This is a genomic window from Paenibacillus sp. FSL R5-0701, from assembly GCF_037973995.1.
In the GTDB taxonomy this organism is placed as follows: Bacteria; Bacillota; Bacilli; order Paenibacillales; family Paenibacillaceae; genus Paenibacillus.
In genome coordinates this window covers 6,786,776-6,802,226 of record NZ_CP150230.1, presented here as the reverse complement: position 1 = coordinate 6,802,226, position 15,451 = coordinate 6,786,776, and the positions used below count along the sequence as shown (strand labels likewise).

At 47.5% G+C, this 15,451-nt stretch carries 12 protein-coding genes; 8 read left to right on the top strand and 4 right to left on the bottom strand.

What is annotated here, in order from left to right:
• Window positions 1-63 precede the first annotated feature (63 nt).
• The 5 genes from MKZ13_RS29865 (at window position 64) to MKZ13_RS29845 (ending at window position 6,295) form a co-directional block, all read left to right on the top strand.
• Window positions 64-864 (top strand): PepSY domain-containing protein, encoded by an 801-nt coding sequence (locus tag MKZ13_RS29865; RefSeq protein ID WP_339180483.1) that lies wholly within the window; start codon window positions 64-66, stop codon window positions 862-864.
• 241 nt (window positions 865-1,105) lie between these two features.
• The gene (locus tag MKZ13_RS29860; protein WP_179087883.1) at window positions 1,106-1,735 is read left to right on the top strand and encodes a PepSY domain-containing protein; all 630 of its coding nucleotides are present in this window, start codon (window positions 1,106-1,108) and stop codon (window positions 1,733-1,735) included.
• Between the two features lie 467 nt (window positions 1,736-2,202).
• Entirely contained in the window at window positions 2,203-3,606 is a 1,404-nt protein-coding gene (locus MKZ13_RS29855; protein WP_339185474.1) for an RICIN domain-containing protein, read from the top strand.
• A gap of 234 nt (window positions 3,607-3,840) precedes the next feature.
• The gene (locus MKZ13_RS29850; protein WP_047840868.1) at window positions 3,841-4,626 is read left to right on the top strand and encodes an ABC transporter ATP-binding protein; all 786 of its coding nucleotides are present in this window, start codon (window positions 3,841-3,843) and stop codon (window positions 4,624-4,626) included.
• 1 nt (window position 4,627) lies between these two features.
• The gene (locus tag MKZ13_RS29845) at window positions 4,628-6,295 is read left to right on the top strand and encodes a hypothetical protein (protein ID WP_339180479.1); all 1,668 of its coding nucleotides are present in this window, start codon (window positions 4,628-4,630) and stop codon (window positions 6,293-6,295) included.
• 375 nt (window positions 6,296-6,670) lie between these two features.
• Here the strand turns inward: MKZ13_RS29845 and MKZ13_RS29840 are convergent, their stop codons facing one another.
• Entirely contained in the window at window positions 6,671-7,885 is a 1,215-nt protein-coding gene (locus tag MKZ13_RS29840; RefSeq protein WP_339180476.1) for a Glu/Leu/Phe/Val dehydrogenase dimerization domain-containing protein, read from the bottom strand.
• 346 nt (window positions 7,886-8,231) lie between these two features.
• Between MKZ13_RS29840 and MKZ13_RS29835 the strand changes: the two genes are divergently transcribed.
• The 3 genes from MKZ13_RS29835 (at window position 8,232) to MKZ13_RS29825 (ending at window position 11,467) form a co-directional block, all read left to right on the top strand.
• Entirely contained in the window at window positions 8,232-8,747 is a 516-nt protein-coding gene (locus tag MKZ13_RS29835; RefSeq protein ID WP_036606590.1) for a DUF2179 domain-containing protein, read from the top strand.
• Between the two features lie 289 nt (window positions 8,748-9,036).
• Window positions 9,037-10,464, top strand: coding sequence for a hypothetical protein (locus tag MKZ13_RS29830; protein WP_339180473.1), 1,428 nt, complete (start codon window positions 9,037-9,039; stop codon window positions 10,462-10,464).
• Window positions 10,465-11,098: 634 nt separating this feature from the next.
• A complete protein-coding gene (locus MKZ13_RS29825) occupies window positions 11,099-11,467 on the top strand; it encodes a hypothetical protein (RefSeq protein ID WP_339180470.1) in 369 nt (122 codons plus the stop codon).
• A 75-nt stretch (window positions 11,468-11,542) separates the two neighbouring features.
• On the opposite strand, the gene MKZ13_RS29820 is transcribed toward MKZ13_RS29825, so the two are convergent.
• The 3 genes from MKZ13_RS29820 to MKZ13_RS29810 all read right to left on the bottom strand — a co-directional run bounded on the left by MKZ13_RS29820 (window position 11,543) and on the right by MKZ13_RS29810 (window position 15,131).
• Window positions 11,543-12,619, bottom strand: a complete 1,077-nt coding sequence (locus tag MKZ13_RS29820) for a substrate-binding domain-containing protein (protein WP_339180468.1) — start codon at window positions 12,617-12,619, stop codon at window positions 11,543-11,545.
• 140 nt (window positions 12,620-12,759) lie between these two features.
• On the bottom strand, window positions 12,760-13,944 hold the full coding sequence (locus tag MKZ13_RS29815) for a glycosidase (RefSeq protein WP_339180465.1): 1,185 nt from the start codon (window positions 13,942-13,944) through the stop codon (window positions 12,760-12,762).
• Window positions 13,941-15,131 carry an AGE family epimerase/isomerase gene (locus tag MKZ13_RS29810; RefSeq protein WP_339180463.1) on the bottom strand — a complete coding sequence of 397 codons (1,191 nt, stop codon included), beginning with the start codon at window positions 15,129-15,131 and terminating at the stop codon, window positions 13,941-13,943. Before MKZ13_RS29810 ends, MKZ13_RS29815 begins: the two co-directional genes overlap by 4 nt.
• Window positions 15,132-15,451 lie beyond the last annotated feature (320 nt).

Below are 15,451 nucleotides of genomic sequence, written 5' to 3'. Positions count from 1 at the left end.
CTTATATACTGATAAGCATCAGATCAACTGGGGATGATAAGAGAGTGCATAGGGGGAAACGTGATGACAGAGCGTGAGCAGCGACCACCGGAAATGAAACGGCATGAACAAGGGATCAGCGGATGGGCGAAATCGCGAAGGTCACTCTGGTGGGGTGCAGGGCTTCTCGTTGTGCTGATTGTGGCAGCTGTTGTGTGGTGGAAGCCGTGGCAATCGACGGGTGTGGTACTTACGGCAGATGCGGCGGCCCAATCCGTACTGGATCAATATCCGGGTGAGATTGTGAATTCCACGTTGAAGGACGGGACGTATATCATGCAGCTCCGTTCGGAGACTGGCCTATATGATGTGCAAGTGGATGCCGTTACAGCTGCTGTGAATTCCATTAAACGGCTGGAGTCGAATCCGCAAGCGGAAGAGAAGACGTTATGGAGCCGCGAGCAGATCAAGACGGCATTGTTAAAACAACAAACAGATAACCAATTGGTCTCGCTTGAACTTGTGGAGCAACAAGGCAGTCCGGTATACACCGCGGTAGTGAAGGCAAAGGATAACAGTCGTGAAGAACTCACGATTGATCCATACACGGGAGAGACGATATCTTCCAAAACAATAGCAGCCCCGACAACTGAACCAACCAAGGATGATCCCAAACCTCAGTTTCTGAGCGAGAAACAAGCCAAGCAGAAGGCACTTGCGGAGGTTCCGGGGGAAGTGGACGACATCGAACTGCGTGGAACCAACAGCGGGAATCCGTATTATCTGGTTGAAATTGATCTGGCGGATGGCAGGGAAGCCATTGTGCAGGTGAATGCCATCTCGGGAGCGATTCGTTCGGTGACTTGGGATGAGGACGAGGATTAACATGTTGCAAGGAACACATTAAATATAGTTATAGTGTTAAACTGCTTAGAGAGATGATTCCTAGTTTAGGGGTCATCTTTTTCATTTAGTGTAGATTACATACGTAATGAATACCTGTTAAATGAGCATTCTCTTCATTTTCTCATCAAATTCTAATCTAACTCTCGCTGATCTCTCATTCCTGCAGGTTATTCTATAAAAGTAGACGAGAACGAAAACAACAACGAGGAGATGAATGATGATGATGAACAAACATAAACTTTGGATTGGTAGCTTGTCAGCAGCAGTATTACTTGGTGGATCAGCTGTGGCGGCTAGCGGGAATGTGAACGGACAATCGGTGCAAACTACACCAACGTCAACAACACAATCTGCAACACAGAATCAGAACAGCACAGGTAAAATGCTGAATGCATCACAAGCGAAAGCGTTGGCGTTAAAAGCAGCCGATGGTAAAGTGGATGACGTGGATCTGGAGCGTAGAAACGGCCAAACGTTCTATGAAGTTGAGATCGACAGAAAAGGAACTAATGATGTTGTCGTTCGTCTGGATGCTTATACAGGCAAAATCCTTGCGGTCGTGAATGATGAAGACTACGATGATGACGACGATTATAAAGGTACTGTATCCGGCAACACGTCTAATAACTCTGCTTCCAAGCAGGTCAAATTGACGGCATCCCAAGCTTCAAACATTGCGTTGAAACAAGTTACGGGTGGTAAAGTAACCAAAGTCGAGCTGGATCATGATGATGGTCGCTATGTGTATGAGATCGAACTGAGAACTGCTCAAGGTGAAGCAGATGTAGATATCGATGCCAACACAGGTAAAGTGTTATCGTTTGACCAGGATTTTGACGACCAAGATTAAGCAATAAGGGCGAGTATACGCCGTTAAAACATCATATAAAAACCTGCCTATGAACAGCCTTACACAGCTAGAGATCGTTACATCATGGAGGTGCAGGGCAGGTATAGCAGTGGACGCTTCGGGGGAAGCGTCTTTTTGCTGTTTATGGAGAGAGCGGAGTATAAAATTGTACATCTTCCGCCGGATTGTTCACTATTCGAGCGGGAACGTGGCGGATACAATCGGAATCAGGGAGGTGAAGGCCCAGCCAGTAATGCCAGGAATTTTAATGCTGAAATGCATCATCGATCGGAGGCAGAAGAGACATATCGATTTTATTTTTATGTAAGCGCTTCACTAAAAATATGGAGGTGCATTACGATATGGCTATGAACGATGGATGGTTGAAAAAGAATACACTTTCACGCCGCTTTACCCACCGCTTAAGTTATCTGCTTGTTTTACTCTTGGCGCTGCAATCCATAGGGATGCTGCTTGCACCCGGACCGTATGCTTCAGCTGCTCCGCTTAGTGTAACAAACGGGATACAGTTCAAGGATACCAATGGCAATGTTGTTCATGCCCATGGGGGCGGGATGATCAAGGCAAACGGGTATTATTACTGGTTTGGAGAGAACCGCAATACGAATGGAACGTTCAAGGCAGTGTCCGTGTATCGTTCATCGGATCTGAAGAACTGGGAGTATCGCAATGATGTGCTGACCAGCAGCTCGGCAGCCGAGCTAAATATCTCCAACATTGAACGTCCAAAAGTCATCTATAACAGTTCAACCGGCAAATATGTGCTGTGGATGCACAAAGAGAATGGTCTGGATTATGGCGAGGCAAGAGTAGCTGTAGCTACTTCGAATACGGTTGATGGCAACTACACGTATGTGGGCAGTTATCGTCCGCTTGGCTATGACTCCAGAGATATGACGGTATACAACGATAACGGAACCGCTTATCTGATCTCTGCAACCCGAGTGAATGCTGATCTGAATATATATAAACTGACCCCGGATTTCCTGGGTGTGGAATCCCTGGTCACAACACTATGGCCCGGACAATATCGTGAAGCACCTGCCCTATTCAAAAAAGACGGTGTCTACTTCCTGATCACCTCGGGTGCAACTGGCTGGAATCCAAATCAGGCCAAATATGCGACAGCCTCCAGCATTACAGGCACATGGAGCGGCCTAAGCAATTTTGGAGACAGCACAACATATGGTTCTCAATCCACCTATGTTGTTCCTGTAGAAGGTTCACAGACCACATCTTATCTCTACATGGGTGATCGCTGGGCCGGTGCCTGGAGCGGACCCGTGCAGGATTCCAAGTATGTCTGGCTGCCACTCTCGTTCCCGAGCGCAACCAGTCTGGTGATGAACTGGGCCAGCAGTATTACGATAGATACAGCAACAGGGACCGTGACCGGAATTAGTACATCGGATGTATGGGACCCGAATGCTTCATATCAGCTGATTAGCCGTAAAAGCAATAAATTACTGAATGTCATTGGGGGTTCTTCCGCCAACGGTGCGGATCTGGAGCAGCGAGCAGATGGGGGGACGACAAGTCAACAGTGGCAGATTACCGATGCGGGTGGCGGTTATGTCAAAATCATCAACCGTTCCAGTGGCAAGCTAATTGGTGTGGAGAATGGTGCCACGACGGATGGGGCTGTCATTGAACAGTGGAATGATGGTGGCTGGGCCAGCCAGCAATGGCAGCTCGTCCATGTAGGTGGTGGTTATTATAAACTGAAAAACCGCAGTACAGGCAAGGTATTGGATATCTCCAGTCAATCCCTGGCAGATGGGGCTGCGGCCATCCAGTGGACGGATAATGGCGGCACGAATCAACATTTTCAGATTGTTAAGGTGCAGTAAGACGTTTTAAATATTATAAAATAAGGTTCAACATAAAGTGGAAGCCCTTGTCTCTTACCATAAGGTGAGACAGGGGCTTTGTGATGTATTCACGTATGTTACGTGATGCTTTTACTCGAAAGGAATATCCAGATGATGGCTGATATCGTGACCTATTTCCGATCATTACCATCCCAATCTGTGGTAAACTAGTAGAATTGTAGAAAAAGATAGAGACAGGAGCTGGATAACGAAGTGAGTGAACAACAAGTGCTATCCATTGAAAGCTTGCGTATGAGATACAACGGACGTTATGTGCTGAACGGCATCGACCTGGAAGTGAATCGCGGTGAGATGATTGGATATATTGGTCCAAACGGGGCTGGCAAAAGTACAACGGTTAAGATTTTACTCGGGCTGGTTGAAGGATATGTAGGCACGGTGCGAATCTTTGGTAAAGATATTGCGGATGGCGATGTAGAGTATAAACGCAGAATCGGCTATGTTCCGGAGGTGGCGGAATTGTACGAACAATTAACGCCTGCGGAGTATCTGACTTTTACGGGAGAGTTATACGGTATGTCCTATGAAGATGCGGATTACAAGGCCAAGCTATTGATGGATTGTTTTGGACTGGAAAAATCATATCATTCCCGCATTGCCTCCTTTTCCAAAGGTATGCGTCAGAAAGTGCTGTTAATCTCTGCACTGCTGCACGACCCGGATCTGTTGTTCCTGGATGAGCCGCTTAGCGGATTGGATGCCAATAGTGTGATGGTGGTCAAAGAGATTTTGTCACAATTGTCAGCCAAAGGCACAACCATCTTCTATTCGTCACACATCATGGATGTGGTGGAGAAGATCAGCAGTCGAATTGTACTGATCGCTGAAGGACGCGTAGTGGCAGACGGTACGTTCAAGCAGCTTCAACAGCAATCCATGGAAGGTACGCTGGAGGAAGTATTCAATCAATTAACGGGCTTCAATGAGCATAAAGCCATTGCGGAGCGTTTTGTATCGATTGTGCAGGAGGTGTACTGATATGGAGGAATCCTCTGACTTCCGCACGCTCAAGATTCTGGATCGCTTTCGTCCGCTCATCGCCAAAACAGGGGCGGATTATGATGTGCTGCGCCTGATTTTGCGAGTGAAGTTCCAGATGGATCAACGTAGAGTGCCTACCATTTTATCCAACAATTCAGGGAAAAAGGAGCGCAAGGAAGGTAATCAGTTTCTTCGATCCCTGTGGTTGTATGGATTAATGGGACTGATGATGGTTCCCTTCGTCGTCTGGGATACGGGGCATTTTATGCTTCAGATGGGTCTTGTATTTGGCATTTTAATGTTTATGATCATGACGTCCATGATCTCGGATTTTTCCTCCGTACTGCTGGACATTCGGGATCGCAATATCATCATGACGAAGCCCGTTAATGGGCGAACGGTAGGTATGGCCCGAGCCATCCACGCAGGCGTTTATCTACTATTGCTGACGGGTTCATTAACCGGTATACCGCTAATTGCCGCGTTGGTGACGCATGGGATCGGATTCTTTCTGATTTTCCTTGTAGAACTGATTCTGATCAATATGCTGATTCTGGTGACAACGTCTCTGATCTATCTGTTCATGATGAAGTTTCTGGATGGTGAGAAGCTGAAGGATATGATCAATATGGTGCAGATTCTGCTGTCCGTGGGGATTGCAATCGGTTATCAGCTGGTCATCCGTTCGTTCAGTATTATTGACTTTGGTATGGTATTTACCCCGGCATGGTGGCAGTTGCTGTTGCCTCCGTTATGGTATGCGGCCGCATATGAATGGTTATTTGCAGGGGGCGGGAATGTGTGGATCTATACGTTCACAGCACTGGCAGTTTTGGTTCCTGTGGTGAGTATGATCGTATATGTGAAGCTTATGCCTTCCTTTGAATTGTATTTGGAAAAAATGGCACATTCGGGTGAGTCCTCCGGACGCAGACGTGGACGATGGGATCGGTTGATCTCCAAGGTGGTCAGTCGTTCCAGAGAAGAGCAGGCTTGCTTCCGTCTGTCAGCCAGCATGATGCGTAATGAACGGGAATTCAAGCTTAAGGTGTATCCATCGCTTGGTTTATCATTTGTTTTACCTTATGTATTTTGGTTTACCGAATTGCAATCTTCTACCTGGGCGGAGTTTAGACAAAGCTCGTTTGTATACACCTTTTACATCGTGCTGATGCTGGTTGTAACGGTGGTGGTCATGCTGAAATTTTCAGGACAATACAAGGCATTCTGGACCTTTCGCGCTGCACCGATGGCAAATGATAGCGCGTTATATAAAGGCGCTCTGAAGGCGTTCTTGTGCAACATGTTCCTGCCTATATTTCTGGCAAATGCCATTCTGTTCACCTGGACATTTGGATTACGGATACTGCCGGATATTGCAATTATTATGCTTACAGCTACGGCGCTTGTCCCACTGGCAGGCAAATTGTTGCTGCGTAAGCCACCGTTCTCCCAATCCTTCAGTATGGCGCAGCAAAGTGATGGTTGGTATGTATTCGCCGCCCTTCCTGTACTTGCCATGTTATGGGGAGTCCATGTCTTTTTTCGTTCGGTATCGGGGGGCATCTGGATCTATGGCGCAATACTGATCGTAGCGAATGTATTGCTGTGGACGCTGCTGTTTCGAGAGAAGAAGACAGTGAAGAAGAGGTCGGTTGCAGTTTAAGGAGTAGTAGAGTAAGAGAGAGTAAGAGAGAGTAAGAGCGCTAAACGATAAGAGAGGGTAAAAGAGCTAACCTGGACACTTACGTCTAGGTTAGCTCTTTTGATAAGTGATACTACCCCATAGAACCTCGTCCGCAGCGCTAAAGAACCTGAGACAACCTATTCAGGGTCAAAATCTGAAATATAAATTCTAACGAACCTCAGGAACACTATTCTTCGGAAAAGTAGTTATTTAGCTTGAAAAAGGACCAAACTATGCACAATAACATGTCTGAGATTCGTTAGATATTAGGTTCGCGCTAAAAGGGGCAAATAGGGTGTAACAGATTCGTTAGAATGAAGTAAAGCAGTGGAGGTTCCCCAGGAGGGGGGCACCCTATCTTGTGTGGCCTGCTCGGAGAATGGATTCCGCTAGCCGATCGGCTGCATCGGCTGTGGAGATCGCAGATTGCGTAGCTTCTGCGTATACCTTGCTCAGCGTGCCTGCAATCCCCGCCACCTTTTGGCGGATCAGGTCAGGCCCGGCGCCTTCCAGCTCGTAGGCGGTGGAGATGATTCCGCCTGCGTTGAGCACATAATCAGGCGCGTACAGGATACCGCGCGCCTGCATGCGGCCTGCAACCAGCTGTCGTTCACTCAGCTGGTTGTTGGCCGCCCCGGCAACGATGGAGCAGCGCAGCTCCTCCACCGTTGCCGGGGTCAGTACGCCCCCTAGGGCACAGGGGGCGAAGATCTTGCAGTCAGCGGCGTGGATATGGGCCGGATCGGCCGAGATGGCGCCGCTGAACTGCACAAGGGCACGTTGTACACGCTCCGGTACAACGTCTGCCACAATGAGCCGTGCCCCGGCTGCATGCAGGTAACGGCACAGGGCATACCCCACCTTGCCCAGTCCCTGGACGGCAACGGGAATGCCCTGCAAAGATGCAATGCCTTGTTGGCGCAGCGAGGTCACAATGCCGATGTGCACGCCGTAGGCGGTCATCTCGGCAGTGAAGTCATCCTGCGCCCCCAGCGAACCGGTGGTGTCCGTCACATGTGCGGTCTCCAGTCGGATCTGGTCCATGTCTGTCGCCGTGGTACCCAGATCAAGACCAGTCACGTATCGCCCGTTCAGCCGCTCCAGACAACGACCCAGTGCACGAAAGCGCTGCGCCCGCTTGGATGCGTCTGTATCCAGACTTTTATCTTGTGGATGTGTCATCTCATCAGCGACGACTTTCCGTTCAGCGGCAGCGCCCTTTTGCTGCTCTACTCCTAGATCTCCAGCGACCTGCTCAGCACTGTGAGATCCGCAACCATCCTCATCCGGTTTTGTATTCTTCGCTAAAGGCACATCCCATATGACCACTTTTCCACCACCATACGGCAATCCGGAGATTGCATTTTTGTACGTCATGCCTTTGGCAAGCTTCACAGCATCCCGAACAGCTTCTTCCTCGGACGCATACGTCCAGTAGCGGCATCCGCCCAGCGCAGGTCCAAGGACCGTGTTATGAATGGCAATGACCGCCCTCAATCCACTATCTGCATCATGGCAAAAAATGAGTTCCTCCATGCCTTCCCGCTCCATCTCCTGCCATAGCTGCATGACGGTACCCCCTTTTTGTTTTGACCCATCCATCCTGGTTCTGACCTGATATCCTGTGCCAGCGTGCTTGGCTTTATGATGATACAGCATATTCAAAGACCCCCGTTTTCGACCCCGGGACCTCCGCCGGGTTGATAATCGGTACAAACGGTTCTATAATGGCAGTTCCGGCATGCCAGAGAGCAGAAAATGCCTACGGATTTACATCCAACCGTTTAGAATGAGGGCATAACGTCCAATGATGGAGATAGAGCGAACATACAGGAAGCATAGATGATACGAAATCTTCGAGGATATGCAGCAAAGGGCCAATTCCATTGTGAAGGCCAGGAAAGAGGGATTGTGATTGTTTAAAATATTGGTATTTATCTTTTTGATCCAGATTGTGTACGTATCCGCTTATACACTCCGGATGATTCTGACACTCAAAGGACAGAAATATATCGCCGCACTGATCAGCATGGGTGAGATTGTGATCTATGTACTCGGTCTGAATCTGGTGCTCCAATACCTGACTCAGCCTTCGGCCCTGATTGTGTACGCGGTGGGTTATGGACTTGGGGTGTTGCTCGGTGCGTGGATTGAAGAGAAGATCGCGCTCGGTTACGTTACCGTTAAAGTCATCTGTAACCAGATGGGCAACAACGTCGCGAATGCCCTGCGAGATAAAGGATATGGTGTTACTGCATGGGTGGGCAGTGGACGTGATGGAGATCGGCTTGTGATGGAGATTCTGGCAAAACGTAAAAACCAGAAATTGCTCTACCAGACGATTCTCGATCTGGACCCCAAAGCATTTGTTATTACCGTGGAGCCCAAACAGTTCCATGGCGGCTTCTGGACACGTTCCATCAAAAAGTAAAATCGAGCAGGTCTGCAGCAGATGCAGTCCTGCTTTTTTAATTTCATCCCATCTGGAATGTTCTTGTACCACGATATATCCATGAAACCTTACTCCCCAAGTTAACTCTGTACGATTCAAGGTTGCTTACAGTACAAACCCTTACCATACCAGCCTTTTCCAACCATATGTGAGATAGGGATTATTGTTGTAATCGTTTACAAAATGTACATTGAGAACATGTCCTTCGTAACATGGCATGGCAGCGATGGGCGAATGTAATCATTATATTTCGGGAGGAATGGAATCGATGAAAATCAAATTTCGAAGCTTATGCAGCACAGCCTTGGCTCTAACGTTGGGGTTAACTTTATTGTCCGGCCCGGCAAGTGTGCAGGCAGCAGGCAACGCAGACTACAATCTCACAGGCTTCTCCCAAGGGAATACGGGCGGCGGCATTATTAACGAATCCAACACAGCCACGTATAAGAAAGTGTATAATGCGACCGATCTGGCATTGGCGCTGAAAAAGAACTCCGGTGTCAAAGTTGTTGAGATCATGAACGATCTGAATCTGGGATGGAATGAAATTCCGAGTGCAGCGCAGATTTCTCCTTTTGCCAAGCATAATGATGCGCTGACACATCCTGTATTAAAACAGACAGGTGTCAGCAAGCTCACGATTGACGGTTTCAATGGACTCACGATTTTCTCCGCTAACGGCTCCAAAATCAAACACGCTGCAATCAGCGTGAAACGAAGCTCAAATGTCATCATCCGTAACCTGGAATTCGATGAGTTATGGGAATGGGATGAATCCACCAAAGGTGATTACGACAAGAACGATTGGGATTACATCACCCTGGAGGAGAACAGCAACGTATGGATTGATCACTGCACATTTAATAAAGCCTATGACGGACTTGTCGATTCGAAAAAAGGAACCAGCGGCGTGACCATCTCCTGGTCCCTCTTCAAAGGGGATGACGGCAGCTCGAACAGCTGGGTTACCCAGCAGATTAACGAATTGGAAGCGAATAAGGCTTCCTATCCCATGTACAACTACCTTCGCAGCAGTGCTGTAGGTCTCAGCAAAGCCGATATTATTGCCATCTCGGGACCACAGAAGAAAGGACATCTGGTCGGTTCGACCAGCCTGGAATCAGCTAACGCCAACCTGTCCATGACACTGCACCATAATCTCTACAAAGATATTCAGGACCGGATGCCACGCCTGCGTGGAGGCAACGCACATGCATACAACATCGTGATGGATTCGACAGGGGCACGTGCCGCTAAAGCCAAAATTACAACAGCGATGGCAACAGCGATTGCGTCCAAAGGTTATAAGTTCGATATCATTGGCAATGGGGCAATCTCCACAGAGAGCGGAGCCGTATTAGTTGAGAAATCAGTCATCAAGGACGTGCTGTATCCTGTGCGCAACAATCAGACCGATCCGGCAGATCCAACCTATACCGGCAAAATCAGAGTGACCGATACTATGTATTCTTTGGATGGCAGCTCATTCCGTGGCAGCAGTGATACGTCTGGCAGTCCACTGGCGCCAATCCCGGCGGTGATAAAATCCTTCTCCTGGAATGGCTTCTCGTCACTGCCGTACAGCTATACTACGGATGATCCGTCCACTTTGAATGCACGCCTCACGGCTTCCAATGGCGCGGGTTCGGGTAAACTGACCTGGTCCAAGGATAATTGGTTGAAGACAAGTTATTGATATCAGAGTAACCTGTTGCTTTTACGTTCTTCAAATAAGGAAAAGAGTGCTCCTGCAGCTAAGATTGCCGGGAGTGCTCTTTTTATATAATTTAGCTCTATAAACAGTTTGGTGGCCTATAGAAGAATGATTTCTTGTAAAAGTGGACCATCTCCAGCTACAGCATGTGTTGGTCTCTCCGGTGATCGTTGTATATCAATATTCATCTTCATTACCCCAGTGAGTAATTTATGACAAATTAACCATTTATTCAAATTCATCTTGTAATTTTACTTACCGGTAAATATAATTTATTAGAATTGACCAATAAGGATGGTGAAGCAGTTTGGATGTATGGATATACTTCGCACTTACTCTTGTTTATTTGATACTTGTTATTCGGATGACCGTCGCGTTGACCCAGAGGAAGCAATGGCTTACGTATGCCAGTTTTCAGTTATTCGTAGCGTTCAGCTTAGCATATGATAATGGAATTATTGCTCTAGGTAATATAATCGGGGAAGGGGAACCGCTAATGGTTCTCAGTAGCCTTCGATTTTGGCTACATGCCTTTGCTACCCCTACCCTTATTCTTGCTAGCTACCATATATTGCGCAGCTCAGGTGCCAGGTTTGCAAATAGAAGAATAACGAGTGTGGTAGCATGGCTGATAACGCTGGGTCTGGTTATCTACCAGATTGTAGGCTTTACTTTATCCGAGGTTCAAAATCTCAAAGTTACAGAAGAGTATGGAGTACTGAGATATATGGCAGAAGGTCATGGAGGTCCGCCGATGATGGTGATCATCGTGGGGCTTGTACTCTTATTTGTTAGCCTGATCGTTCTTTTCAAACATAAATGGGTATGGCTGTTTGTTGGGACTGCATTATTGTTTGCAGGGCAGTTAATCTCCCTGCCAGTGGAAACCGGTACTTTAACCAATGTGTATGAGCTGATCCTCATCCTCTCGATTTGGAGAACGACTACATTTTTGAAGAATTCAACAGATCGTCGCCGGCGTTAAGCTCCGCTGTATCAGAAAAGACTGGCCAGTAAGATAAAGGCCAGTCATCTGTGTTCGTTTATTTCATTTTTTAATTCAAATATCCATAATATCTGATGAGGCAGACACAGCACTCACCGAGTCACGATAGATGATGTTGCCTTTCACGTGTACACGGCCGAAACTGCGGTTCGGGTTGTCGACCTTTTTGAGCATGGACTGAACTGCCGTGCGTGCCATCTGTTCCACATCTACTTCAACAGTTGTCAGCTTGGGATCGGATAACATCGCATAGATATCATTATCAAAACCAACAACAGAGCATTGGCCAGGCACCTGAATATCCATGGAAGTCAGTTTTTGAACGAGCAGATGAGCGACCTGATCACAGTTGCATACAAAAGCGGTTGGCAGCTGTTCCGGCAGATCAATCTCAATAAACGTACCCCGTTCATCCCGATCATTCAGAACCAGATCCGGATTCATTGGCAACCGATGTTCCAGCAAGGATTTGTAGTAACCGAGGAATCGGTCCTGTATGCTGCTCGTGGAATACAGGTTCCCTACATAAGCAATGTTCCGGTGGCCTTGCTGAACCAAATAGTTCGTCAGCTCATAGGCAGCGTAAAAGTTATCGGTAACAACTGAATCGATGTCCGAATGTTCATCGTAGAAGTCGAGAAACATTTTGGGAACCTCCATTGATCGCACCAGTTCAATATACTCTTTGCTGATCTGTCCGAGCACGATGAAACCATCGACTTTGTTATCGCTGTACAGCTTGGGCAGTATTAATTCCTCCTCATCCTCCACATTCAGAATGTGCAGAATGCCGTAGTAGCCCTGTTCCTCCAGATGTTTGGTGATGCGCTGGAACACGCGTACATAGAACGACTGCGTCGGCCCGGTAAAACGCTCCGGGATAATTACGCCAATATTATGGGTTAAGCCTTCCTTCATGGAACGGGCAGCAGCATTATACCGATAGCCCATTTCAACAGCAAGCACTTTAATTTTTTCCTTTAATTCGCCACTCACGCCATCTTTATCATTCAATGCTTTCGAGACGGTCACACTGCTGACCCCGAGCCTGTCGGCGATATCCCGCATGGTGATATTGTTCTTCAGTATGGTCGCCTCCTTCAAGCCGGTATAGGCACAATGTGCTGTCATTATGATGAACACTTTCTTCCAACATAATAACAATCCATATCAGTATACATCGTTACCCACTTGGAATAAAGCCATTCTGGCTGTTGTTTCGCTAATTTTCAGCACATTGCAGGTTTCCCTGAGAGGACGCTCTACCGATGTTACGTTAATTGTTTCTGTAAAAGCTTCTCATTCTGTTCAATCAGCTGACCCCGCTGGCTGGCACAGTCCAGGGAACGATACGGATCAGCCGGTGTATTGAACGTATAATCAACTAGTTTTTCCAGCGTGGTTGTTGCCACATGACAGCGGGTATCGCTGGATGCGTAATAGATAAAGACTTCTTCTTTTTCATTGACCACAGCACCATTGCAGAAAATAACATTGGACACATCGCCTACCCGCTCATCGTCATAAGGAGCAATGAAGTGGCCGCCCGGCTTGGCAATAATACGCGCCGGATCATTCAGATCGGTGGCGAAGGTGTATAACACATAACGCAGGCCTGCCGCGGTGTTCCGAACCCCGTGAGCAATGTGGATCCAGCCACGATCCGTCTTGAGCGGAGCAGGGCCTTGACCGTTTTTGACCTCATATACCGTATGATATTGCCGTTCGTCGATAATTGTCTCTTCATGAATGACAGGGTTCAAGATATCCTCACACAGACCAAAGGCGATTCCGCCGCCACTGCCTGTGGAGATGAATCCATCCTGTGGACGGGTGTAGAAGGCATATTTTCCATCCACGAATTCCGGGTGCAATACGACATTGCGTTGTTGAGGGGAATTCGTTGTTATGTTGGGCAACCGTTCCCAGCTTGTGAGATCTCGTGTCCGAACCAATCCTGCCTGTGCCACTGCGCTGGACGTGTCAAATGTAGGAGCCTCCGGGTCTTTGCGTTCCGAGCAATAGATGCCATAGATCCAGCCATCCTCATGCTGAACAAGGCGCATATCATACTGATTGGTTTCATCCGCATCAATATCTTCCCAGACTAATGGTTTACCTGTAAAGCGGAATCCGTCGATGCCATTGTCACTCTCGGCGAGCGCAAAGATCGATTTGCGATCCAATCCTTCGGTACGAATAACCATGACGTATTTGCCATTGAAATAGATGGCTCCTGGATTAAGCGTTGCGTTAATGCCCAGACGTTCCATGAAATGCGGGTTGGTCGTCTCATCCAGATCGAATCTCCAATGCAGCGGTACATGATGGCGGGTGATAACCGGATATTGATACCGATCATATATGCCGTTGTAGAAGGAAGAATTGATCTCATTGGGGCGAGTAAGCAGCTGCTCCTGTTTCTCCAGTAACTCCTTGTATTTCGGGTGTATCATTCTGATCCCATCCTCTCGATTAGTTCAATACAGAATCTGCTATTGTGATACGGGCATTTCCACGGTCCGGCAATTTCGCTCTGATCCGGTGTGCCGTTCCCATCAACTGACCAGTACCATTCCCCACCAGCGCGCTGATCAATGATGTTTTCTTTTGTATAGGTCCACAAGCGCTCCACTCTCTCCAGAAACAGCGGATCACCTGTACGCTGATATGCATTATAGAAACCGACCATCGCCTCGGCTTGAACCCACCAAATTCGCTTCTCATCGATATGTTCACCTTCTTGTTCATTTAACAGGGAACCATCCACATTCACGGCTACATTGGAGATGTTATAGGCAATATCTGTTACCATCGCCGCATACTCCGGATGTTGTTCCAGCCCCAGCACTTTTAACGTTTCGTCGATCAGCCAGCTGGCTTCAATGTCATGTCCAAACGAGCGCAGGTCAATGAGGGATTCCCACTGTTTATTGAAAAATACCCCGAGAAACTTGGTGTCTTGGTCATACACCCGTTCATATAGAATCCCGAGCAGGCGTTCCAGCGCCGCCTTCACTTGTTGATCCGGCCACACGCGATAGAGTGTGGTGTAGGCCTCCAGCACATGGATATGCGTATTCATTGTGTAATCCGCAATAACCCCATTTTCGCTCAGCATTTCATTGGGCTGTTCCTTCCATGTGCGATCAAATTGTTCCTTGTACGCAGGTAGTTCGGCATCCAGACCTTTGTCCTCGATTAGAGCGAAAAGCGTTTTCGCAAGTTCCAATGCAGAAGCATCCCCGGTAGCACGATAGTATTCACTGAGTGAATACACACCGAATGATTGCGTATACACATGTTTGCTCGTATCCAATGCTTCCCCTGTGTAATCTACCATCCAGTACATACCGCCATATTCGGTATCCATCACATGGTCAGCGAGAAAACGGTATGCATGTTCAGCGTACTCGCGCCATCTTTCGTTTCCGGTAACCCGATACGCTGCTGCAAAAGACCAGAGTTGTCGTGCCGTTGCGATTCCGCCTTTGGGTGCCTGTTGATTCACCTGAAGATCATTGCCAACCCAGCCGTAGAATCCACCGTGGGTTGTATCTTTAAGGGTGGACCAGAAGGGTAAAATTTGCTTTTCCCAATGTTCCTTCATCTCAGATTGGAGTTGGGTTGTTTTGGTATTCATAAGTGAGCGCTCCTTCAACGTGTTACATAAATCTTAATATATAAATTGACTAAAGAATATTTACACTGGCCACTCCGATGACAGAATAACCTTCCGATCGCTGTTATCCCCAGATTTTTTTTGATTCCCTTTTTCAAAGGTGAAATTCCGGTGATAGCGTATGCTTCCGATGTAGCTTTCTTTCAGAAAGCTTTTAGGCGAACGCTCCGCTTTTTCAGGTTCTTTCTGTCCTCTACGTTTCGTGTAAATGTTTAATCAATATATATAGTTAAGTTAACGGTAACTTTATTAAACAATATTAGTGCCCTGAAAAACAGATG